We start from the raw sequence: 22,780 nt of genomic DNA, 5'->3' as shown, positions 1-22,780 counted from the left end.
CGGAGACTATTTAAGCGATAGCATCCGTTAACTGACTTATTGCCAGGCAGATCGGGGATGGAAAGACCAGGTCATAAGCAAAAGAAATCGGTGGGCTCTCATGAGTGATAAGATTAATCTTGGTATTTATATTTCCGCGAATAAGTCTGAGAACGCGGGTAGCGGTGAGCCAGACTATGCGCTGCGTCGTAAGGCGTGGATCGGTGTCTTCGTGATTTCTGGCCTGTTCTGGTGCGCGGTTGCTTTGGTTCTGTGGAGTATTTTTAGCTGAGCCCGGTGTTTTATGACAACTGATACCTTCAGTCATCAGGAAATATCAACTCTTTACTAAGTTACTTTTACCCTTAATAACATAATGGTTATCATTGATGCTGGATGTTAATACAACAAATTCTTCGCCAGCAAATATTATGTTTCCTGGTCACGTATATTTACATCCAGTCGATAATTTATACATCAGTTAATAATTAAACAAATCTATTTACCTGAATTATTATTCATTCAGCTCCTGCATATTTCTCCTCGCCATAGACATAATAGTCATTTAAAAAAACTGTGAATTTATCATTTTGAGTTGTTACCGAAATGTTGTGTTAATTTTATGTTATCTTTAAAGGTAACCATGAGATCGATCGGGAAAAGTCTCTGCCCGAAAAAGTTTGTCATTTGGAAGGAGGAGCTATGTCATTGACCTTACACGAGCTCAGCAAGGATACCCTGCAGGCTCATCACCAGACCTGGCATTTTTACAGTCTACCGAAAGCGTCCCGTCAACTGGGAGATATCGCCAGGCTGCCGAAGTCACTTAAGGTGCTGATGGAAAACTTGCTGCGCTGGCAGGATGGCGAGTCTGTAACCGAAGAGGACATCCAGGCGCTGGCAGGATGGTTGCATACCGCCCATGCCGACAAAGAGATAGCCTACCGTCCGGCCAGAGTTCTGATGCAGGATTTTACCGGGGTGCCCGCCGTGGTGGACCTGGCGGCAATGCGCGAAGCGGTGAAGCGACTCGGTGGCGAAGTGGCGAAGGTCAACCCGCTTTCTCCCGTCGACCTGGTCATTGACCACTCGGTGACGGTCGATCATTTCGGCGATGATGACGCCTTTGAGGAGAACGTCAGGCTGGAGATGGAGCGTAACCACGAGCGCTATGTTTTTTTACGCTGGGGCCAGCAGGCGTTCAGTCAGTTCCGGGTAGTTCCCCCGGGAACCGGGATCTGCCACCAGGTAAACCTCGAATATCTGGGCAAGGCGGTATGGAGTGAGGAGGTTAACGGCGAGTTGACCGCCTGGCCGGATACGCTGGTCGGTACCGACTCCCATACCACGATGATCAACGGCCTGGGCGTACTGGGGTGGGGTGTTGGCGGTATCGAGGCGGAAGCGGCCATGCTGGGTCAACCGGTATCCATGCTGATCCCGGATGTAGTGGGTTTTAAACTGACCGGGAAATTACGTGAAGGGATCACCGCCACCGACCTGGTGCTGACGGTGACGCAAATGCTGCGGAAACATGGCGTAGTGGGTAAATTTGTCGAGTTTTATGGTGATGGTCTGGATTCCCTGCCGCTGGCCGATCGCGCCACCATTGCCAATATGGCGCCGGAATATGGCGCGACCTGCGGGTTCTTCCCGGTGGATGCGGTCACCCTCGACTATATGCGCCTCAGCGGGCGCAGCGAACAGCAGATTGCGCTGGTGGAGGCCTATACCAAAGCGCAGGGGATGTGGCGTCATCCGGGGGATGAGCCGGTATTTACCAGTACGCTGGCGCTGGATATGGGGGAGGTCGGGGCCAGTCTGGCCGGGCCGAAGCGCCCCCAGGACCGCGTGGCGCTGGGCAATGTGCCGCAGGCGTTTGCAGCCAGTAATGCGCTGGAACTTAATCACGCGCAGAAAGACCGCAAACCTGTAGGTTATGATCTCAACGGCCAGCATGAAGAGCTGCCGGATGGCGCCGTGGTGATTGCGGCGATAACCTCCTGTACTAATACCTCGAATCCCAGCGTGTTGATGGCAGCGGGTTTGCTGGCGAAAAAAGCGGTCACGCTGGGCCTGCGCCCGGCGCCGTGGGTGAAAGCGTCTCTGGCGCCGGGCTCGAAAGTGGTCTCTGACTATCTGGCGAAGGCGGGGTTAACGCCATACCTCGATGAACTGGGTTTTAATCTGGTCGGTTACGGCTGTACCACGTGTATCGGTAATTCAGGCCCGCTGCCGGAGCCGATTGAAAACGCTATCCGTCAGGGCGATTTGACTGTCGGGGCGGTGTTATCCGGCAACCGTAATTTTGAAGGGCGCATTCACCCGCTGGTTAAAACTAACTGGCTGGCTTCTCCGCCGCTGGTGGTGGCCTACGCGCTGGCGGGAAACATGAATATCGATCTCACCCGCGAACCGCTGGGCCATGACCGTCAGGGGAACCCGGTGTATTTGAAGGATATCTGGCCCTCAACGGCGGAAATCAGCGCTGCGGTTGCCCAGGTCTCGACGGCAATGTTTGATAAGGAGTACGCGGAAGTCTTTACCGGTACCCCAGAGTGGCAGGCGATTGAAGTCAACCGCTCTGCCACTTATGACTGGCAGGATGACTCCACTTACATCCGGCTATCGCCGTTTTTTGATGAGATGGGGAAAAACCCCGATCCGGTGGTAGATATTCACGGCGCCCGGGTGCTGGCGATGCTCGGGGATTCAGTCACAACCGACCATATCTCCCCGGCGGGCAGTATTAAAGCGGAAAGCCCGGCGGGGCGCTATTTGCAAAATCACGGCGTTGAGCGCAAAGATTTCAACTCTTATGGTTCGCGTCGCGGTAATCACGAAGTGATGATGCGCGGTACCTTTGCCAACATCCGCATTCGTAATGAGATGGTGCCCGGAGTGGAAGGGGGGATGACTCGCCTGCTGCCGGGGGATGAAGTGATGTCTATTTACGATGCGGCAATGCGCTATAAAGAGCAGCAAACGCCGCTGGCGGTCATTGCCGGCAAAGAGTACGGATCGGGCTCCAGCCGCGACTGGGCGGCGAAAGGACCGCGTCTGCTTGGGGTTCGGGTGGTGATTGCCGAGTCGTTCGAGCGTATACACCGCTCCAACCTGATCGGTATGGGGATTTTACCGCTGGAGTTCCCGCAAGGCGCCAGCCGTAAAACTCTGAACCTGACCGGTGAAGAGACCATTGATATCAGCGGCCTGCAGGCGCTTCAGCCGGGGGGAACGGTGGATGTTACATTTACTCGCCCGGATGGTCGTCAGGAGGTCGTCGGTTGTCGCTGCCGGATTGATACGGCAACAGAGCTGACCTACTACCGTAACGACGGCATTTTGCACTATGTGATCCGCAACATGCTGTGATATCTGGACGGCGCAACAGCAAACGCCCCGCGATTGGGGCGTTTTGCCTGATTGTCTATGTAGTCTGTTAAGGGCCGCGGTTTGCGGCAGGGAATTCGCAGCAGATTATTTCGCCAGCAGATGGCCCATTTTAGCCGCTTTGGTGTCCAGATAGTGCTCGTTGTTTGGGTTACGTCCGACAATCAGCGGCACGCGTTCGACAATGTTAATTCCCGCCTCGCTGAGAATTTCAACTTTCTTCGGGTTATTGGTCAGCAGGCGAACGGCGTCAATATCCAGCAATTTGAACATATCCGCGCACAGAGTGAAATCTCGTTCATCGGCGGCGAAGCCGAGCTGGTGATTGGCTTCCACTGTGTCGTAGCCCTGATCCTGTAGCGCATAAGCGCGTATTTTATTCAAAAGCCCAATGTTGCGGCCTTCCTGACGGTGATACAGCAATACGCCGCGGCCTTCTTCCGCGATATGCGTCAGGGCGGCTTCAAGCTGAAATCCGCAGTCGCAGCGCAGGCTGAACAGCGCATCGCCGGTCAGACATTCAGAATGTACGCGCGCCAGAACCGGTGCTGCTCCCGTAATATCGCCAAATATCAGCGCGACATGATCCTGTCCGGTTGCCAGTTCTTCAAACCCCACCATCAGGAAATCGCCCCATGGGGTTGGCAGTTTGGCTTCTGCCACACGTTTTAGCTGCATGTGATTCTCCAGGTACTGATTTTTTGTAGCCAGCATTTTCTGGCTTTATGTCATATGATTATGCGCCATTTTGCCACAAGGCGGCGAATAACGCCTAATTGGTCAGGCGGATTGATGTGTTTTACGGCACTTATCAGGCTCTCGTCGTGAAATTCGCGGCGTTTGGGTTATGCTTAACGGTCCATTTCTACAGGAGTTATCATGGTTGCCATTGCCAGGCGTACGCTGTTCGGCGCGCTGTTACTGCTCATTATGCCGTTTATGGTCTGGTTTTCCGGCTGGCAGTGGCAGCCGGGCGAAAATCCGTGGTGGCTCAGAGCGATGTTCTGGGTCACAGAGACGGTCACCACCCCGTGGGGACTCATTACCCATATTATCCTTTTTGCCTGGTTTTTATGGTGCCTGCGCTTTCGTCTTAAACCGGCGTTGGGGCTGTTTGCCATTCTGGCGCTGGCGATCCTTGCCGGGCAGGGGGTGAAATCTGTCATCAAAGATACCGTACAGGAACCGCGCCCCTATGTTGTCTGGCTGGAAGAAGAGCACCATATTCCGGTGGAGGCGTTCTATAGTTTAAAGCGCCAGGCGCGAGCGGAACTGGTAAAAAAACAGCTTGCCGAACAGCAGAATATTGCCGGCTGGCTTAAACAACACTGGCAAATGGAGACGGGCTTTGCGTTTCCTTCCGGGCACACCATGTTTGCCGCCAGTTGGGCCTTACTCGGCGTTGGGCTGTTGTGGCCGCGCCGCCGTACGGTGACCATCGTTGTGCTGCTGGCGTGGGCCGTTGGGGTGATGGGGAGTCGCCTGGTGCTGGGGATGCACTGGCCGCAGGATTTAATTGTCGCTACCGGTATCTCCTGGCTGCTGGTGACGCTGGCCTGCTGGCTGGCACAGAAATGGTGTGGTCCACTGGCACCACCACCGTCGGAAGAGCGCGAGATCGAACAGCGCGAGGAAAACCAGGGGTAAGGCGCTTGTATTCAGACAAAGTTAGCCCCATTACTGGAGGATTGTTGGCGCTTTCTCGTTTCCCGATTGCCGGGGAAGTGGTAATTTATAAGACCGGAAACAACGTGTCGAACATCCATTAATTCGCCTGAAACCACATAACGGGAAGTAATGTGAAATATTTACTCATTTTCATACTGGTACTCGCAATTTTTGTCATTTCAGTGACGCTGGGAGCGCAAAACGATCAGGTGGTGAATTTTAACTATCTGTTGGCCCAGGGCGAATACCGGGTATCCACCCTGCTGGCGGTGCTGTTTGGCGCCGGTTTTATCCTGGGCTGGCTGATTTGCGGCCTGTTCTGGCTGCGGGTGCGTGTGTCGCTCGCCCGTTCCGAGCGCCGCGTAAAACGCCTTGAACAGCAACTGCTGCCTGAGCCTTCGGCAATGGCGCCAGGTGTCCCGGCGACGAGGGAATAATCCTTTATGCTGGAGTTGTTGTTTCTGCTGTTACCCGTAGCCGCTGCTTATGGCTGGTATATGGGGCGCAGAAGTGCTCATCAGGATAAGCAGCAGGAAGCGAATCGCCTCTCCAGGGACTATGTCGCTGGGGTTAACTTTTTGCTGTCTAACCAGCAGGATAAAGCCGTCGATCTGTTTCTGGATATGCTCAAAGAGGATACCGGTACCGTCGAGGCGCACCTGACGCTGGGTAATCTGTTCCGTTCCCGGGGGGAGGTGGATCGCGCGATTCGTATTCACCAGTCGCTGATGGAAAGCGCCTCCCTGACCTGGGATCAGAAGCTGTTAGCCATACAACAACTGGGCCGTGACTATATGGCCGCCGGGCTTTACGATCGGGCGGAAGACATGTTCAGCCAACTGGTGGATGAAACGGACTTCCGGCTCGGCGCGTTGCAGCAATTGTTGTTAATTCACCAGGCCACCAGTGACTGGCAAAAAGCCATCGACGTAGCGGAAAAGCTGGTCAAACTCGGCAAAGAAAAACAGCGCGTCGAGATCGCCCATTTTTACTGCGAACTGGCGCTGCAGGCGATGGGCAATGACGATCCTGATAAAGCGATGACGCTACTGAAGAAAGGGGCGGCGGCGGATCGCAACAGCGCCCGCGTCTCCATTATGATGGGGCGTATCTTTATCGAGAAAGGCGAATTCGCCAGAGCGCAAGAAACCCTCGAACGGGTCATTGAGCAGGATAGTGAGCTGGTCGGTGAAACCCTGGAAATGCTCCACAGCTGTTACCAGCAACTGAACAAACCTGACGAATGGGCCGCGTTTTTACAGCGCTGTGTGGAAGAAAATGCCGGCGCTACCGCGGAATTGATGCTGGCGGAAATCATTGAGAAACGTGAGGGCCAGGAGGCGGCGCAGGTGTATGTGACCCGGCAGTTGCAGCGTCACCCGACCATGCGGGTATTCCATCGCCTGATCGATTACCATCTGCAGGAAGCAGAGGCCGGGCGCGCGAAAGACAGCCTGATGGCGTTACGGGATATGGTTGGCGAACAGATGCGAACTAAACCGCGCTACCGCTGCCAGAAGTGTGGTTTTACGGCCTTCACCCTGTACTGGCATTGTCCGTCGTGCCGCGCCTGGTCGACGATTAAACCGATCCGCGGGTTGGATGGGCAATAATCGCGGTATTTTTAAAAAAAACTGATTTTAGTTACAACATACTTAATGAATTTTGACATTAAAACGTTAGCCCCGACGCCGGACGGGTCACTCAGGGGAGGATTGCGCCTGTTCATTTCTCCGGGAGGCAGGTAGAATGCCTGCCGTTTGCCTGACGCGCCGCCAGGTCCCACCCGTATAGAAGGAAGAGCCATGAAGCCTGCCGAGAATTGCCATACCGCTGTCACTGATTCCCCGGTTATTGTTGCGCTGGATTATGACAACAGGGATAAGGCGCTGGCCTTTGTGGATCTTATTGACCCGCGCGACTGTCGCCTGAAAGTCGGCAAAGAGATGTTTACTCTGTTTGGCCCGCAGTTGGTTCGTGATTTGCAGCAGCGCGGCTTTGAGGTTTTTCTTGACCTAAAATTTCACGATATCCCGAACACCGCGGCCCGCGCGGTTGCCGCAGCGGCGGAGCTGGGAGTATGGATGGTTAACGTCCATGCCAGCGGCGGGGCACGTATGATGTCTGCGGCGCGGGCCGCGCTGGACTGTTTTGGCCGTGATGCGCCGCTGCTGATTGCCGTCACGGTGCTGACCAGTATGGAAGCCAGCGATCTGCAAGGGTTGGGTATTAGCGCCACGCCGGCAGAGTACGCTGAGCGCCTGGCGCGATTGACACAGTCCTGCGGTCTGGATGGCGTGGTCTGTTCCGCTCAGGAAGCGGTGAGCTTTAAAAGCGCTCTTGGGCAGGATTTTAAACTGGTCACCCCGGGGATTCGCCCGGCAGGGGCCGACGCCGGCGATCAGCGCCGCATCATGACGCCGCAGCAGGCGCAGGCCGCGGGTGTCGATTATATGGTGATTGGCCGACCGATCACTCAGGCAGACAATCCGGCGCAAACGCTGCGCGACATTCGCGCCTCACTTCGGGAGGCATCATGAACGATAATAACAGCCGTCTGGTCTATTCCACCGACAGCGGCAGAATTAAGCCCGCAGAAGAACAGCCTCAGCGCCCGAAAGGCGATGGCATTGTGCGCATTCAGCGCCAGACCAGCGGGCGTAAAGGTAAGGGTGTATGCCTGATTACCGGTATTGATCTGGATGATGCGGCGCTGGTAGCGCTGGCAGCCGAACTGAAGAAGAAATGTGGTTGCGGTGGTTCGCTCAAGGATGGCGTGATTGAGATTCAGGGGGATAAGCGGGAATTGTTGAAAACGCTGCTGGAAGCCAAAGGAATGAAAGTAAAACTGGCTGGTGGCTGACCGGTCGGTAATTTTGCTCGTGGCTGAAGGCCCTCATTGCCGACCGACATTTTTCTGCCCGCCATTAAAAAGCCCAAAAACAGTGTTTTTGGGCTTTTTAACAATCTGCGGCCACATGCGGGTATGGCCTTTTATTGGGTGAACTGCCGTAGTCAGACCTGTTTTTTAACGTGTTATATTATTTTCCAACCTGGTGGCCGATGATACCACCGACCGCGGCCCCACCCAGGGTACCCAGGGTACTTCCATCGGTCAGTACGGCGCCGCCGATGGCGCCGGCACCAGCGCCGATAGCTGTGTTACGGTCGCGTTTTGACCAGTTTGAACAGGCGCTCAGCGATGTTGCCAGTATGACAGCCATTACCGCGGCCGCTATTTTTTTGTTATTCATCTTCATAGTACTTTCTCCTGAATTATTGATTCACAGAAAGACATTTCTCGTTAAGTATAGAAGGTTATCTGCTACTTCTCGTGAAATTCCGTGAAACGACGCTACGATATAAGACACATCAAATCACGCAGGTGATAGTCACTTCCTGTTATATCGCTATTAATAATTTTAAATACTTGGCAAAAGGGTGACAGGTAAATAGTCTGAATTGGATGCTGAGAAAACTCTGAAGAATAAACCCCTCAGGCGAGGGGCCAGGACGGAACGATATTAACCTGCACGCCCTGGGATTCGAGGGTGCGGCGGGCGCTGTCTTCCAGACCGTCATCGGTAATCACCCGGCTGAAAGCGGAGACCGGCCCCAGCGTGTAGGGGTGCATCGCGCCAAACTTACTGCTGTCGGTCAGGACAATCGCCTGGCTGCCTTTTTCAAGAATGGCGTTGGCGACATCGGTGCGCATCATATCACGCCCGGTAAATCCGGTTTCCGGCTGCCAGCCATCAATACCGATAAACGCCTTGCTGAAATGGACCTGCTGAATGTACTGGCGGGTCAACGGACCGACCATACTTTCGCTCTTTTTCTGGTAGATCCCCCCCAACAGAATGACTTCGCACCGGGTATCTTTTAACTGATGGGCGATATAGCTGCTGACGGTGATGAGCGTGACATTCTTTTGCTCCGCGAGGGTACGCGCCAGCAGGGCGTTACAACTGCCATTTTCAATAAATACCGTTTCGTCATCATCAACCAGCGAAGCAGCAAATTCAGCGAGCTGGCGCTTCACGGCGTAGTTATTCATCATCCGCGTTTCGACGTCGTCACTGTCGAGCGGTACGGCATAACCGTGGGTCCGTTTCAGAAAATGGCGTTTTTCGAGTTGATTGAGATCCTGTCGGATAGTGACTTCGGAGACCCCGGTCAGTTTCGCGAGTTCAACCACGCTCATGCGGCCCCGATCAATGACCATCTGCAGAATTATTTGTTGTCTGGAATTCATATCGACTCGTTTTGGGCGGTAATCATTAATGCCTTGCGGGTTAATCCGCAATTTACAGCGCCCAATAGTAACATTTTGCGAGGGCGTTTTACCAGGCGACGGCGGGCAAATGGGATTTAGCATTCCTGCGCCGCACGATACCGGGTAAAACGCCGGAGTGACTAAATTTCCCAGGGCGATTTCTGCTGGTCGTTGCCATTAGCCGTAGCATCATTGCCGGCAAGGGCCAGAAGTTCGGATTTAAGAATTTCCAGATTATTAATGGCGGAGGGATAATCTCCGGCAACCAGAATATCCAGGACGGTATCAATCCGGCTGGCGAGCTGCTGAGCGTCCAGAGTTGGCATCGTTTTTCCTTTCAGGTTGTACAGTTAATACATAATGCAAGAAATTCCGCTAAAAGAGAATTATCCGCTGCGTGAGAATATCGCTTCCCGATCAACAAATTGGTACTAGCACATAAACAAATATTCTATCGGCGGTGGCGCGGGGGTGAGAAAAGACGGCGCGTAATGCGCCGTCGAAAAGGATTATTCAACCGGACGGGCAATGATGCTGCGGGTTTCCATACGTACTTCGGCAATGGTGACATCAATGACGTCTGTGACCTTGTAACGGACTTCGCCTTTAATCTGCACAGTGCCATTTTCCTGGCTGCAGACCAGCTCATCGCGTACCGCGTGAATAAACGGCGCCGGGATAAACGCGACGGCGCCGTTATCCACCAGGCGAACGCGCATCCCGCCGCGGCTGACATCAATAATCTCTGCCGCGAAGCGGGTGTCGGTGCCGGCTTTGTCCTTCAGGAAGCGGGCATACAGCCAGTCGCCGACATCGCGTTCCGCCATACGGTTCAGGCGGCGGCGTTCCGCCATCTGCACGGTGACCTCGTCCGCCGGACGGGTGGTGGCGGCAGATTTGACAATCGCTTTCAGTAAACGGTGGTTAATCATGTCGCCGTATTTACGGATGGGCGATGTCCAGGTGGCATAGGCCTCAAGGCCAAGGCCGAAATGGGCGCCGGGTTCGGTGCTGATTTCCGCAAAAGACTGGAAGCGGCGAATCCGGCTGTCGAGGAACTCCGTCGGTTGGGCGTCCAGTTCGCGGCGCAGTTTACAGAAGCCAGGCAGGGTCAGGACTTCCTGTGCGTCAATGTGCATGCCATGAGTCTGCAGCAGATTAGCCAGTTGTTCGATGTTGGCGGGATCGAAGCCGGTGTGGACATTGTAGATGCCAAAGCCGAGTTTATCGCGCAACACCCGGGCCGCACAGACGTTTGCGGCGATCATTGACTCTTCGACAATGCGGTTTGCGATACGCCGCGGTTCGGCGATGATATCGAGGACTTCACCTTTGTCGCCGAGAATAAACCGATAGTCCGGGCGGTCTTTAAATACCAGCGCATGTTTCTGACGCCATTCACCGCGCAACTGGCAGACACGTTGCAGCAGGCGAATCTGGCGGGCGATTTGCTCGCTATCCGGTTGCCACTGGCCTTTCTGCTCCAGCCAGTCGGAAACGTCGTCATAAGCCAGTTTGGCTTTGGACTCAATGATCGCGGTAAAGAAATGAATCTCGTCGCTAATATTGCCATCCTGCGCGATGGTCATGCGGCAGGCCAGAACCGGACGCTGCTCATGAGGACGCAGAGAACACAGATCGTCGGACAGCTCGCGCGGCAGCATCGGGATGTTGAAGCCGGGCAGGTAGTTGGTAAAGGCGCGCACCCGGGCAATATTGTCCAGTTTGCTGCCCTCAGCAATCCAGGCGGTGGGATCGGCGATCGCCACGGTCAACAGCAGGCTGCCGTCTGCGGCTTCTTCAACATACAGCGCATCATCCATATCTTTGGTGCTGGCGCTGTCTATGGTGACGAAATCCAGGGCGGTTAAATCTTCGCGCGTCAGCCCCTCATCCAGCATCTCGGTGGCCACGCCGTCCGGCGCTTCACGCTCCAGATTGTGGCGCGCCAGGGTGACCCACCAGGGTGCTAAATGATCGTCGCCAAAGGTAATAAACTGAGTTAATTCAGCAAAGAAGCCGCGATCGCCTTTCAGCGGATGGCGGCGCATCTCTGCCACAGCCCAGTCGCCATCGTTAAATTCATGGGTCAGGCTACGAACCGGGCGGCAGGGGATAGCCTCTTTCAGTAGCGGATGGTCCGGCACAATGGAGAGGCGATCGTCTTTTTTGTGTACGCGGCCAACAAAGCGGGTAAGAAACGGCTCAACAAGCTCTTCGGGCTCTGCGCTCTCGCGATCTTTTTCGCTATGGATGACGGCAACGATCTTATCGCCGTGCATCACTTTCTTCATCTGCGGAGGGGGAATGAAATAGCTTTTATTGGCATCCACCTCCAGAAAACCAAAACCTTTCTCGGTGCCTTTAACGACCCCCTCAGCACGGGGAGTCTGGGAATGTAATTGCTGTTTAAGCTGCGCAAGCAGCGGATTATCCTGGAACATATCGTTGAGTTTTCGTGGCCTAAGAGCGGCTGACAGTTTTACGCGAATCCGCCGGTTGCAGCAAGCTCTCTTTGCCTGGCGGCGGCGGACAGCGAGGAGGTTATGCGCAATATCCCAGACCGCTCTTCAATCGGTTTATCCAGCCAGTCAGCGCGCTACAGGCCAGTAATGACAGCGTCGTGTCGGCGTCTATCCCCTGTTCGCTAAAGGGTTTTAACTGTGGCGGCCCGAAGCGATCGGGGGTACGAATAAATATCTGTAGCGCTGGTATCAGCGCCTGTTCCCGGGGGGAGTGGTGGCACCATGCCATCAGGGCGCGCTCGCCGTTGCGCATCGCCTCCGGCAACCCAGGGTCTCCCGGCCATGCCCTGGTCAACTGGTAAAAACAATCGGCGCTGCCGTTGATACGGCTGGTGAGTAACATTACCGTCTGATGCAGCGTCCCATGAGGGGCACTGAATTGACTTTGGGTCAGGAGATCGGCGAACAGAGTTAGCGCTGGCGCATTCAGCGCCAGTAAGTCGCTTAATGGACTCAGCAGAGGATGGCCATCGGTCTGGCGAATTGCCGCCAGTTGCGCGTCACTGAGGTAGCCGGGGGCGGGTTTCTCCAGCGTCGGCGTCCAGTGTGGAACGGGGGCGGCAAAGCATTCTGCCGATGCATCCTGCCGGGTCTCCATACCCGGTAACCAACGGGCCGGCTGGTCGGAGAGCGCCTGAGCAACCGCCACCAGCCGCGCCTGAAAGCCAATAAAACCGATAATCTGGTGAAATGTGACAATATCTTCATCGGACAGCCCAACCTCAACCAGTTGCTGCGTTGCGCCCGGCGTTATCAGGGTTGGCTGACTGGCAAGCTGACGCGCGTACTGGGTGATTTGCGTCAGCCGCCGGTTGCTTTCGCGGGACGAATCAGGGCCGGGCTCCGGCGCCAGCCGGGCGGCATAATGATTACACAGCCGCTGAACGCCATAAACCTGAGCGACGGTTAACGCGGTACTCAGGCGGTCGTAGCTGCTCAGTGTATGCAGGCGATCGGTGGTAACCCGGGCCGGGAAAAACTGTTCGGCTAACGAACGGGCGCAGGCCAGCCAGTGGCGATGTGCCGAGGCAAGCGGCGCGGGAAATGCGCTATCCAGCATTAAGCGATCTTCAACCAGAGCCGCTTCGGGAGCTAACGGGAGGACTTCTGCGTGGCAAAGACTGGACTGGGTTTCGTGGTACCAGTGGCCTTTACCGGCAACGCGGCGTTGTTCCATAGGCATTCTCCGGGCATAAAAAAGACCCGTGTTTCAGCGGATCGGGACAGTAGAGCTATCCTGGCGTATGGGGCGGCGTAAGTGAAAGAATGGGCGGTGATAATAAAGATCGGAAAGCTATAACGCAGCAAAGAAAGGTATTCCCCGGGGCCAGATACCCCGGGGAGGGGGAGATTATTTCAGTTCCAGCTCGTTCATCGCCGCGATATTGAAACCGCCGTCGACGTGTACGACTTCGCCGCAGATACCGGCGGAAAGATCGGAGCACAGGAAAGCGGCTGTGTTACCCACATCCTCAATGGTCACGGTACGGCGAATCGGCGTAACCGCTTCGCAGTGGGCCAGCATTTTACGGAAATCTTTAATACCAGAGGCCGCCAGTGTGCGGATCGGACCGGCAGAGATGGCGTTAACGCGTACGCCTTCCGGACCCATGGCATTGGCCATATAGCGTACGTTGGCTTCCAGAGAGGCTTTGGCTAATCCCATTACGTTGTAGTTGGGGATTGCACGCTCGGCGCCCAGGTAGGAGAGCGTCAGCAGCGCGGAGTTCGGGTTGAGCATCGCGCGACAGGCTTTCGCCATGGCGACAAAGCTATAGGAGCTGATATCGTGGGCAATTTTGAAGCCTTCACGAGTCACGGCATTAACATAGTCGCCGTCCAGTTGGTCGCCAGGCGCGAAGCCAATGGAGTGAACGAAACCGTCAAATTTCGGCCAGACTTTTGCCAGTTCAGCAAACATGTTTTCAATACTGGCATCTTCCGCAACATCGCACGGCAATATAATGCTGGAATCCAGCTCAGCGGCAAACTCATCGACGCGGCCTTTCAGTTTTTCGGTCTGATAGGTGAATGCCAGCTCGGCGCCTTCGCGGCGCATCGCCTGCGCAATGCCGAAGGCGATGGAGCGGTTGCTGGCAACGCCAGTTACCAGAATGCGCTTACCGGTAAGAAAACCCATAGCTTTAATCCTTATTAGTTGGTACTGATTTACGCCCGTCATTCCAGGCGCAGACGCCCTGGCATGTTACCTTTCAGCAAGGCGGGCCGGGCGGACATAGCGTAATTTGAAGTCATTCAAAACCAATTGAAAATTATATCCCACCCGACCAGGGGAGTGTCACGTTATTTTTCGGCTTGCCGCGCGCCGGCGCGAGTGACTGGCGCGGAATTAAACGACATGACTGGTTGGGGATAATAAAAGGTTTCCGGCGGCAGGGAAAGGCTTTCAACCGTCATCGCAGGACTGACCAGAGTGCCGGCAAACGAAGAAAACCCGGCTAAGCGCCGGGCCACCAAAGTGCTATCATCATTTATGTTATTGGTGTTACCTGACGGGTGTTGGAGTGTTGGCGTTGTCAGGCCTCCCGGAGACGGGAGAAAACAAGGCATATATACACCTCATCATTCAGACAGTATTGCCGTCCGGCAATGAGGTGCTGCAAGCGGTTGAGCTATAGGGTTATTCTCCACCGTGCCAGATGACGTTATCCGCTTCCTGAATGGTTATCAAGAGGGAAAAGGGAGCAATCTCTCGGCTTCGCGACTATTGTCACAAAGCCAGTTGGTGGCTTTCGCGTTAGCGGTCTTTGCGCCACGCGTCGGCGGTCAGGGCTTCGCCAAAATGGCCGGCGATCAGGCGCTTTGTTAGCTCGTGCAACGGTGAAGCGAGGACATCCGCAGTGCTGCCGCGCTCCACCACTTCCCCCTGGTGCATCACCAGCACCTGATCGCTGATATGCTTCATCATACCGATGTGCTGGGTAACGTAGATGTAGGCAATTCCCTGTTTTTCCTGGAGCTCCAGCATCAGATTGACCAGTTGCGAGCGCATCGACATATCCAGCGAGGCCAGCGCTTCATCGGCAATGATCACCTGGGGACGTAAAATCAGCGCCCGGGCCAGTCCAAGACGCTGTTTTTGCCCCGGCGCCAGCATATGCGGGTAATAACTGGCGTGATCCGGCAACAGGCCGACCAGGCGCAGGGTTTCGAGGATGCGCGTTTTACGCGCCGCGGCGTCCAGCTCGGTATTGAGGCGCAGCGGGAAATCGAGGATTTGCGATACCCGCTGGCGTGGGTTCAGGGAGGTGCTGGGATCCTGAAAGATCATACGGATGCGCTGGCTGCGAAACGAATAATCCCCGAAATGCAGAGGATGATCGTCTATCGCCAGTTCCCCGGTGGTGGGTTCTATCATCCCGGCGAGCATTTTGGCCAGCGTTGATTTCCCGGAGCCATTCTCGCCAATGATGGCCAGCGTTTGCCCCTCCCGCAAGGTAAAACTCAGCGGTTTTACCGCCTCCAGCGTCTGGCGGTGAAACCAGCCGGTCCGGTAACGAAAGGTTTTGCTCAGATTGCGGACCTCAAGCAGCGTTTCCACCATGATTTACTCTCTCTCGATATTCAGCGGAAAGTGGCAGGCATACAGGTGATTTTTTGCGCCAGTCAGCCGGGGAGTCTCAATACATTTCCGCTGCGCATACGGGCAGCGTGGACCAAGCCGGCAACCTATAGGTAACTGCTCCAGTAGTGGAATAGCGCCAGGCAGCGTGTTTAAGCGGCTCTTGTGCGGCATCGCGCTGCCAAAATCCGGTATTGCCCTGATCAGTGCCTGGGTGTAAGGGTGATGCGGCGAGACGATCAGCTCTTCGCTGGGGCCGGTTTCCACGGTCTGTCCGCAGTACATAACGTTAATACGATCCGCCCACTGGGTGAGCATCTGCAGGTCGTGACTGATCAGCAGAATTGTGGTGCTGTTATTCTGGTTCAGGCGGCTCAATAGCCGGAAAATCTGCGCCTGGGTGGTTGGCTCCATGGCGTTGGTCGGCTCATCGGCAATTAACAGGCGCGGTTGGTTGGCCAGGGCGATGGCGATCATCACTTTCTGGCATTCGCCTTCGGTTAGCTCATAGGGAAAACTGCGCATGGTGTCTTTATGATCTTTGATGCCTACCCGATGCAGCAGCTCAATAGCCCGCCGACGCCGCCAGCCGAAACGCTGCCACCAGCGGCCTTTCCAGGTCCAGCGTGGGATGTTCTGCATTAACTGGCGGCCAATGGTTTCCGAAGGATCCAGACAGGACTGCGGCTCCTGGAAAATCATTGAGACGTTGTGGCCCATTAACCGGCGCCGCTCCCGGGCGGTTAAGCGCAGTATGTCGATATCGTCAAAACGCATACGGTCCGCGGTGACGCGCCAGTTATCTTTGCGCACGCCGCAAATGGCCTTTGCTATCAGGCTTTTACCGGAGCCGGACTCGCCGACCAGCCCGCGAATTTCGCCTTCATTCAGGGTCAGACTGACCCGGTCGACGGCTTTCACCCAGCCTTCGGCGGTCATAAACTCGATAGTCAGATTACGAATGTCGAGTAACGGCATTATTCCACCCCCGCCACGATGGCGCGGCGGATCCCGTCGCCGAGCAGGTTAACCAGCAACACGCTAACCATAATAGCCACTCCCGGTAGCATGACGGTCCACGGCGCGACGTAAATCAGCTCCAGCGCGTCGCCGAGCATTGAGCCCCATTCCGGCGAAGGTAACTGAGCGCCGAGATCGAGAAACCCCAGCGCGGCGATATCAAGGATAGCCATTGACAGGGCGCGGGTGATCTCGGTGACCAGCACGGAGGTGGTGTTGGGCAGCACCGCGAACCACAGGATATTCAGGGTTGAAGCGCCGTCAAGCCGGGCGGCTACCACGTACTCTTTTTCCAGTTCATCGTGGACCATGGTATACACCGAGCGCACCAGGCGCGGCAGCAGCGCCAGCCAGACGGCGAACATCGCGTGCGCCAGGCTGGGGCCAGCGAAGGCGACGACAATAATTGCCAGCAGCAGGGAAGGAATCGACAGCAGGGTATCGAGAATATGGTTCAGCACCGCCGAGCGCAACCCGTGGCTGGCGCCGGCGATAACCCCGAGAATCAGGCCAAATACCGTAGCACCCAATGTCACAATGAACGCGCCGCCGACGGTCGGCGCCGCGCCGCTCAACAAACGGCTGAGCACGTCGCGCCCGAGATCGTCGGTGCCGAGGAAAAACGACACATCGCCATAGCGGGACCAGGACGGCGGTAACAGTTGATAACCGAGGAATTGCTGGTCAATTCCGTAGGGGGACAACAGGCCGCCAAACAGGCATAAGATAACCAGCGCGCCGCAGCCATACAGGCCGATCATCGCGGAGGTGTCGCCGTAGAACTTGCGCCATGTGGTGCGCAGCGTACCGGGCGGACGCTTTTCGCTGTAGACGCTATCGTAAGGCATACCATTCCTTATGTTTTAACGGATTCGCCAACGCGCCCATGATGTCGGAGAGCACGTTGACGCAGATAACCAGTGAGCCGATAACCATCACGCCAGCGGAAATGGCGGCATAATCCTGCTGGCGGATAGCGTGGATCATCCAGCGCCCCAGTCCCGGCCAGCTAAAGACCATTTCAGTGATCATCGCCAGCGTCAGCATCGTAGAAAACTGCAGACCCAGGCGCGGGATAACCGGCGGCAGAGCGTTATGCAGGACATGGCGATGCAGGACGGTGAAGCGCGACAGCCCGCGGGTTGCGGCAGCCTTGATATAGTTTTGATCGAAGACGTCAATGGTGGACAGGCGCATCAGGCGAATGACTTCGGTCGTGGGGGCCACGGCCAGCGCCAGTACCGGCAACACCATATGGCGCACCGCGCTGAGGATCATCTCATGGCGGTATGGCGAGTCAGACAGCCAGGCGTCGATGAGCGCAAAACCCGTGACCGGCTTTACCTCGTACAGCAGGTCAAAACGCCCGGAAACCGGCAGCCAGCCGAGCGTCAGGGAGAAAAACAGGGTCAGCAGCAGCGCCAGCCAGAAGACCGGAATTGAAAAACCGATCAGCGACAGGGTGCTGATCACCTGATCCTGCCATTTATTGCGCATAATTCCGGCCAGCATACCCACCGGGATACCGATAATTAATGCCAGTCCAAAAGAGAGAATACACAGCTCCATAGTGGCGGGAAACACTTCGCGTAACTGCTGGCTGATTGGCTGACCGTTGATGCTGGAGACGCCGAAGTCCCAGCGCAGGACGCCCTCGAACCAGAATACCAGCGCGTTCCAGAACGACGCGCCCTGCAGCGGCGCATGGGGCGTGAAATAACTCAGGCTGAAACCGACAAAGCCCAGAAAAACCAGGGTGATCAGCAATAGCAGCAGGCGGCGCAGGGTAAAAATAATCATGGTTTTTTCACCTCATCGTCTTCCCGCGACACGCCGGCAAAAGAAGCATTCCCGAACGGACTGAAAACCAGGCCTTTAATATCATAGCGGTAGGCCAACAGGCGCAGGGAAGAGGCCAGCGGTAATACCGGTAGCTCGGCGGCCAGTACCTGTTGGGCTCGATCGTAAGCGTCAATCCTGGCGGACAGTTGCTGGGAGCGCAGCGCTTTTTGCAGCAGATCGTCAAACTGTTCGTTGCACCAGTGGGCATAGTTGGTCTGCGAGTTGATAGCGGCGCAACTGAGCAGCGGACGGAAGAAACTGTCCGGATCGTTACTGTCGGTGGCCCAACCGGTGAGGGTCAGGTCGTGATTCATCTCCATCAGACGCGCTTCCTGAAAGCGGCCTTCAACGGGCATGATGAGCACTTTCACACCAATCTGCGCCATATCCGCCTGGATTAGCTCGGCGGTTTTTAGCGGACTGGGGTTCCAGGGCTGCGAGGCGGTAGGCACCCACAGGCGCAGGGTCAGGTTTTCAATCCCCAGCGCCTTAAGTTGTTCCCGGGCGCGCGGCGGGTCATATTCCGTCACTTTGGCATCATTATCATAAGCCCAGGATGCGCGCGGCAGAATAGACGCCGCAGTCTCGGCGGTGCCGTAATAGATGGACTGCATCAGCCGCTGGTTGTTGATAGCCAGCGCCAGCGCATGGCGCACCGCCGGATTATCCAGCGGCGCTTTATTGGTGTTGAACGCCAGATAGGCGATATTCATGCCGGGCCGCAGTGACAGACGCAGGCGTGGATCGTCACGCAGAATGGTTAACTGGCTGGCGGCGGGCCAGGCCAGCACATCGCATTCGCCGGTAAGCAGTTTGGACAGCCTGCCGGTGCCTCCGGAACCGAGGTCGATCACCACCTGCGGCATATGCGGCACGCCGCGCCAGTAACCAGGATGGCGCGCCAGGCGGACATATTGCCCGGCGCGGTATTCGCTAAGCTGGAAAGGGCCGGTGCCGACCGGATTGCGGTCCAGCAGCTCCTGGCGCCCCTGGCGGGTCAACTGGTTGGCATATTCCTCCGACATCACTGACGCATAGTGAGTGGCCAGGTGCCAGAGAAATGAGGCATCTGGCTTATTGAGGCGAAATTCGACAGTGTGATTATCCAGCTTACGCACATCTTTTACGGCATCAGCAAACTGCAGGCTATCAAAATAGGGGTAGTTGCCGCCGTTAACCTCATGCCAGGGATCGTCACGATTGAAAATACGCTGAAAACTGAATACGACATCGTCGGCATTCAGCGGGCGAGAAGGTTTGAACCAGCGGGTGGACTGAAACTGAACGTCCCTGCGCAGCCGGAAGCGATAGGTGGCGCCGTTATCAAGGACTTCCCAGCTTTGCGCCAGTTCCGGGTTCAGACGATAGGTATAAGGGTCTACATCCAGTAACCGATCATACAACTGGGCGGCGAGGGTATCGACAACCAGGCCGCCGCTGGCCATTTGCGGGTTGAAGGTGTTGACCTGACCGTTGACGCAATAAACAAAGCCGCTCTGACGGATATCCCGGGGTTTTTCCGGCGCAGCGGCGGCCTGAGCCAGCCCGTGCAGCCCCCCGAGGGTCAAAAGCAGGGAATAAAAAAGGTTGCGCATAAGTTATTGGCTTTTCTTTTGCAATACACAGAGTGTATCGCACTCTGTCCTGGTTCCCAACGCGGCGGACAACGTTTGGCTGTTTTATCGACCGCAGCGTGGCTGGCTATCGACAGAATGCGGATCAGGCATCGTGAATCGCCAGCGCATGTTTTTTCAGCATAGCGCGCATCTGGTGATAGGTCAGTCCCAGTAGTTCCGCGGCGCGCTTCTGGTTATAGCGTGCCTGGGATAATGCGGCTTCCAGCAAATCCCGCTCGCGATTATGTTGCCACTGGCGCAAATCCAGCGGCAGGGCCGGTAGCGCGCCCGGCGGCGCGCCAGCGTCGGCACGCCCGGCAGCGGGCAGCGGGGCGCGGCGAAACGGATCGATAATAATGTTATCAATCTCGCGCTCATCGGTACCGTGGCGGTATATTGAACGTTCCACTACATTCTTGAGTTCGCGAATATTACCCGGCCAGCCATAGCTCAACAGCGCGTCGCGGGCGCTGGCGCTGAAGCCGGGAAATAGCGGGAGACCCAGCTCCCGGCACATCTGAATGGCGAATTGCTCCGCCAGCAGTAAAATGTCGTTGCGCCGTTCGCGCAGCGGCGGGAGTTGCACGACATCAAATGCCAGCCTGTCGAGCAGGTCAGCGCGGAATTTACCTTCTTCCGCCAGCGCCGGCAAATTGGCGTTAGTGGCGCAGACCAGGCGGACATTGACCTGTAGCGCCTGACTACCGCCAACCCGCTCCAGTTCGCCATATTCAATAACCCGCAGCAGCTTTTCCTGCACCAGGGTACTGGCGGTCGCCAGTTCATCCAGGAACAGCGTACCGCCGTCGGCGCGCTCGAAGCGCCCGGGATGGCGTTTCTGAGCGCCGGTAAAGGCGCCTGCCTCATGGCCGAAAAGCTCTGAATCCAGCAGGTTTTCATTGAGCGCCGCGCAGTTCAGCGAGATGAAAGGCCCCTGCCAGCGGCGGGAGAGAAAGTGCAAGCGGTTGGCAATTAACTCCTTGCCGGTGCCGCGTTCGCCGATAACCAGCACCGGTTTATTGAGCGGTGCAAGGCGGGAAACCTGCTCGATGACTTCCAGAAAGGCGTTATCTTCGCCCAGTAAATTATCTTTGTATTCCATCATGATGAAAATAACCAGAAGATAGTGATAATCACCACTCTACCTGTAAATGGCGGTGAGGTAAAATTAAACAATCCCTTTTTATTCAATTAATTAAAAAATTGGCACGCAATTTGTATTAAAGAACCTGCAAGGGGGATAGCCCCGCGATGAGTTTAATTGAGGATGACATTATGGGTATTTTTTCTCGCTTTGCCGATATCGTAAACGCCAACATCAATGCACTGCTGGAGAAAGCGGAGGATCCGCAAAAGCTGGTGCGCCTGATGATTCAGGAGATGGAAGATACGCTGGTGGAAGTTCGCTCCACCTCCGCCCGCGCGCTGGCGGAAAAGAAACAGCTGACGCGCCGCATTGAGCAGGCTCTGGCCCAGCAGGCCGAATGGCAGGAAAAAGCGGAGCTGGCGCTGCGTAAAGATAAAGAAGATCTGGCACGTTCAGCGCTGATCGAAAAACAGAAGCTGACCACCCTGATCGCTTCTCTGGAAAACGAAGCCGCGACGCTGGACGAAACCCTGGAGCGGATGCGCAGAGAGATTGGCGAACTGGAAAACAAGCTGACTGAAACCCGCGCTCGCCAGCAGGCGCTGACTCTGCGCCACCAGGCCGCGTCTTCATCCCGCGATGTGCGCCGCCAGCTGGACAGCGGTAAACTGGATGAAGCCATGGCGCGTTTTGAATCATTTGAGCGCCGTATCGACCATATGGAAGCTGAAGCTGAAAGTCAGCGCTTTGGTAAAAAACCAGGCCTCGACCAGCAGTTCGCCGAGCTGAAAGCTGATGATGAGATCAGCGAGCAACTGGCGGCGCTGAAGGCCAAAATGCAGCGCGACGGCGAGTAACGATCTGGCGGCGCGGCTGGCGCCGCTGCTTTCACTGTAAGGAGTACACAAGTACATGAGCGCGATTTTTCTGGCTATTCCGCTATCCATTTTTATGCTGTTCGTCGCCCCCATCTGGTTGTGGCTGCATTACAGCAATCGGGCGGATCGCGGGTCGCAACTGTCGGCATCAGACCAGCAGCGTTTACAGCAACTCACGGAAGAAGCCCAGCGTATGCGCGAGCGTATTGCCACGCTGGAGCAGATCCTTGATGCGGAACATCCCAACTGGAGGAACCATTAATGACAGGAAGACTGGGTAACCGGAAGCTGTGGCGTATTCCTCAGAAGGGGATGCTGAAAGGGGTATGCGCCGGTATTGCCGACTATCTGGATGTACCGGTAAAACTGGTGCGTCTGATCGTGATACTGTCGCTGTTTTTCGGACTGTTTTTCTTCACTATCGTCGCCTATATCGTGCTGACGTTTGCGCTGGACCCGATGCCGGATGCGGAGATGAATGCATCCGCTCAGCCCAACACGCGCCAGCGTCTGGAGGCGGTAGATGATATCCTGGCGGCCAGCGAGTCCCGATTGCGTTCGATGGAGCGCTATATCACGTCGGATACTTTCACGCTGCGTAGCCGCTTTCGCCAACTTTGAATACGGTCAGTTAAGGAGTCGGCATGGTTGTTGAAAACCGCTTTATTCGTACCGCGCGCAAGGCAAAACCGGCGGCGGCGATGGCCGGGAGGTTGTTAATCATTGCCGCCCTGCGCTATGGTCCGGCAGGCGTTGCCGGATGGGCGGTAAAATCGGTAGCGCGTCGGCCAGTGAAATGGGCGCTGGCCGTGGCGCTGGAACCCATCTTATCGCGACTGGCGCGCCGTCTGTCGCGCCGCTTTCAGTAACGCGCCGGGCGCAGAGCCTGGCGCTTTCCCTTTGTGCCGCACAT

Annotated in this window: 24 protein-coding genes; 11 read left to right on the top strand and 13 right to left on the bottom strand. The window is 56.0% G+C overall.

Annotation, left to right across the window (positions count from 1 at the left end; genetic code table 11):
• Window positions 1–100 precede the first annotated feature (100 nt).
• Both AQ981_RS26790 and acnA read left to right on the top strand, forming a co-directional pair.
• On the top strand, window positions 101–271 hold the full coding sequence (locus AQ981_RS26790; protein ID WP_082683128.1) for a YmiA family putative membrane protein: 171 nt from the start codon (window positions 101–103) through the stop codon (window positions 269–271).
• A gap of 410 nt (window positions 272–681) precedes the next feature.
• Window positions 682–3,354, top strand: coding sequence for an aconitate hydratase AcnA (acnA, locus tag AQ981_RS03085; protein WP_058910269.1), 2,673 nt, complete (start codon window positions 682–684; stop codon window positions 3,352–3,354).
• A gap of 105 nt (window positions 3,355–3,459) precedes the next feature.
• Here acnA and ribA read toward each other — a convergent pair whose 3' ends face one another.
• Window positions 3,460–4,050: a GTP cyclohydrolase II gene (gene ribA, locus AQ981_RS03080; RefSeq protein WP_058910268.1), complete on the bottom strand. Its 591-nt coding sequence runs from the start codon at window positions 4,048–4,050 to the stop codon at window positions 3,460–3,462.
• 201 nt (window positions 4,051–4,251) lie between these two features.
• On the opposite strand from ribA, the gene pgpB reads away from it, so the two are divergent.
• The 5 genes from pgpB to yciH all read left to right on the top strand — a co-directional run bounded on the left by pgpB (window position 4,252) and on the right by yciH (window position 7,903).
• Window positions 4,252–5,019 carry a phosphatidylglycerophosphatase B gene (pgpB, locus tag AQ981_RS03075; RefSeq protein WP_058910267.1) on the top strand — a complete coding sequence of 256 codons (768 nt, stop codon included), beginning with the start codon at window positions 4,252–4,254 and terminating at the stop codon, window positions 5,017–5,019.
• A 152-nt stretch (window positions 5,020–5,171) separates the two neighbouring features.
• Entirely contained in the window at window positions 5,172–5,477 is a 306-nt protein-coding gene (locus AQ981_RS03070; protein ID WP_058910266.1) for a LapA family protein, read from the top strand.
• Window positions 5,478–5,483: 6 nt separating this feature from the next.
• Window positions 5,484–6,653, top strand: a complete 1,170-nt coding sequence (gene lapB, locus AQ981_RS03065) for a lipopolysaccharide assembly protein LapB (protein WP_058910265.1) — start codon at window positions 5,484–5,486, stop codon at window positions 6,651–6,653.
• A 192-nt stretch (window positions 6,654–6,845) separates the two neighbouring features.
• The gene (gene pyrF, locus AQ981_RS03060) at window positions 6,846–7,580 is read left to right on the top strand and encodes an orotidine-5'-phosphate decarboxylase (protein ID WP_058910264.1); all 735 of its coding nucleotides are present in this window, start codon (window positions 6,846–6,848) and stop codon (window positions 7,578–7,580) included.
• On the top strand, window positions 7,577–7,903 hold the full coding sequence (gene yciH / locus AQ981_RS03055; RefSeq protein WP_058910263.1) for a stress response translation initiation inhibitor YciH: 327 nt from the start codon (window positions 7,577–7,579) through the stop codon (window positions 7,901–7,903). Before pyrF ends, yciH begins: the two co-directional genes overlap by 4 nt.
• 178 nt (window positions 7,904–8,081) lie before the next feature.
• On the opposite strand, the gene osmB is transcribed toward yciH, so the two are convergent.
• The 12 genes from osmB to pspF form a co-directional block, all read right to left on the bottom strand.
• A complete protein-coding gene (gene osmB / locus AQ981_RS03050; RefSeq protein ID WP_058910262.1) occupies window positions 8,082–8,300 on the bottom strand; it encodes an osmotically-inducible lipoprotein OsmB in 219 nt (72 codons plus the stop codon).
• Window positions 8,301–8,536: 236 nt separating this feature from the next.
• Window positions 8,537–9,295: a DNA-binding transcriptional regulator YciT gene (gene yciT, locus AQ981_RS03045; RefSeq protein WP_058910261.1), complete on the bottom strand. Its 759-nt coding sequence runs from the start codon at window positions 9,293–9,295 to the stop codon at window positions 8,537–8,539.
• A gap of 161 nt (window positions 9,296–9,456) precedes the next feature.
• Entirely contained in the window at window positions 9,457–9,642 is a 186-nt protein-coding gene (locus AQ981_RS03040) for a YciZ family protein (protein ID WP_058910260.1), read from the bottom strand.
• Between the two features lie 183 nt (window positions 9,643–9,825).
• Window positions 9,826–11,760 carry an exoribonuclease II gene (locus AQ981_RS03035; RefSeq protein WP_058910259.1) on the bottom strand — a complete coding sequence of 645 codons (1,935 nt, stop codon included), beginning with the start codon at window positions 11,758–11,760 and terminating at the stop codon, window positions 9,826–9,828.
• A gap of 100 nt (window positions 11,761–11,860) precedes the next feature.
• Entirely contained in the window at window positions 11,861–13,018 is a 1,158-nt protein-coding gene (locus AQ981_RS03030) for a CMD domain-containing protein (protein ID WP_058910258.1), read from the bottom strand.
• A 174-nt stretch (window positions 13,019–13,192) separates the two neighbouring features.
• The gene (gene fabI, locus AQ981_RS03025; RefSeq protein WP_058910257.1) at window positions 13,193–13,981 is read right to left on the bottom strand and encodes an enoyl-ACP reductase FabI; all 789 of its coding nucleotides are present in this window, start codon (window positions 13,979–13,981) and stop codon (window positions 13,193–13,195) included.
• Window positions 13,982–14,599: 618 nt separating this feature from the next.
• Window positions 14,600–15,406: a putrescine export ABC transporter ATP-binding protein SapF gene (gene sapF, locus AQ981_RS03020; RefSeq protein WP_058910256.1), complete on the bottom strand. Its 807-nt coding sequence runs from the start codon at window positions 15,404–15,406 to the stop codon at window positions 14,600–14,602.
• A gap of 3 nt (window positions 15,407–15,409) precedes the next feature.
• Complete coding sequence (gene sapD, locus AQ981_RS03015; protein WP_058910255.1) at window positions 15,410–16,402, bottom strand: putrescine export ABC transporter ATP-binding protein SapD; 993 nt, start codon at window positions 16,400–16,402, stop codon at window positions 15,410–15,412.
• Window positions 16,402–17,292 (bottom strand): putrescine export ABC transporter permease SapC, encoded by an 891-nt coding sequence (gene sapC, locus AQ981_RS03010; RefSeq protein ID WP_058910254.1) that lies wholly within the window; start codon window positions 17,290–17,292, stop codon window positions 16,402–16,404. Before sapC ends, sapD begins: the two co-directional genes overlap by 1 nt.
• Window positions 17,279–18,244, bottom strand: a complete 966-nt coding sequence (gene sapB, locus AQ981_RS03005; protein ID WP_058910253.1) for a putrescine export ABC transporter permease SapB — start codon at window positions 18,242–18,244, stop codon at window positions 17,279–17,281. Before sapB ends, sapC begins: the two co-directional genes overlap by 14 nt.
• Window positions 18,241–19,881, bottom strand: a complete 1,641-nt coding sequence (gene sapA / locus AQ981_RS03000) for an ABC transporter substrate-binding protein SapA (RefSeq protein ID WP_058910252.1) — start codon at window positions 19,879–19,881, stop codon at window positions 18,241–18,243. The genes sapB and sapA overlap by 4 nt, the downstream gene beginning before the upstream one ends.
• A 124-nt stretch (window positions 19,882–20,005) precedes the next feature.
• Complete coding sequence (gene pspF, locus AQ981_RS02995; RefSeq protein ID WP_161969152.1) at window positions 20,006–21,022, bottom strand: phage shock protein operon transcriptional activator; 1,017 nt, start codon at window positions 21,020–21,022, stop codon at window positions 20,006–20,008.
• 155 nt (window positions 21,023–21,177) lie between these two features.
• Here pspF and pspA point away from each other — a divergent pair, with 155 nt between their 5' ends.
• From pspA to pspD, 4 genes are read left to right on the top strand one after another with little or no spacing between them, the layout of a single operon-like run.
• The gene (pspA, locus tag AQ981_RS02990) at window positions 21,178–21,846 is read left to right on the top strand and encodes a phage shock protein PspA (protein ID WP_058910335.1); all 669 of its coding nucleotides are present in this window, start codon (window positions 21,178–21,180) and stop codon (window positions 21,844–21,846) included.
• A gap of 55 nt (window positions 21,847–21,901) precedes the next feature.
• On the top strand, window positions 21,902–22,129 hold the full coding sequence (gene pspB, locus AQ981_RS02985) for an envelope stress response membrane protein PspB (protein ID WP_058910250.1): 228 nt from the start codon (window positions 21,902–21,904) through the stop codon (window positions 22,127–22,129).
• A complete protein-coding gene (gene pspC / locus AQ981_RS02980) occupies window positions 22,129–22,488 on the top strand; it encodes an envelope stress response membrane protein PspC (protein ID WP_058910249.1) in 360 nt (119 codons plus the stop codon). The genes pspB and pspC overlap by 1 nt, the downstream gene beginning before the upstream one ends.
• Window positions 22,489–22,511: 23 nt before the next feature.
• Window positions 22,512–22,736, top strand: a complete 225-nt coding sequence (gene pspD / locus AQ981_RS02975; RefSeq protein ID WP_058910248.1) for a phage shock protein PspD — start codon at window positions 22,512–22,514, stop codon at window positions 22,734–22,736.
• Window positions 22,737–22,780: the final 44 nt, after the last annotated feature.

It is taken from the genome of Entomohabitans teleogrylli (assembly GCF_001484765.1).
In the GTDB taxonomy this organism is placed as follows: Bacteria; Pseudomonadota; Gammaproteobacteria; order Enterobacterales; family Enterobacteriaceae; genus Entomohabitans; species Entomohabitans teleogrylli.
The sequence above is the reverse complement of the archived record's forward strand: the minus strand, read 5'-3'. Positions and strand labels throughout refer to the sequence as shown.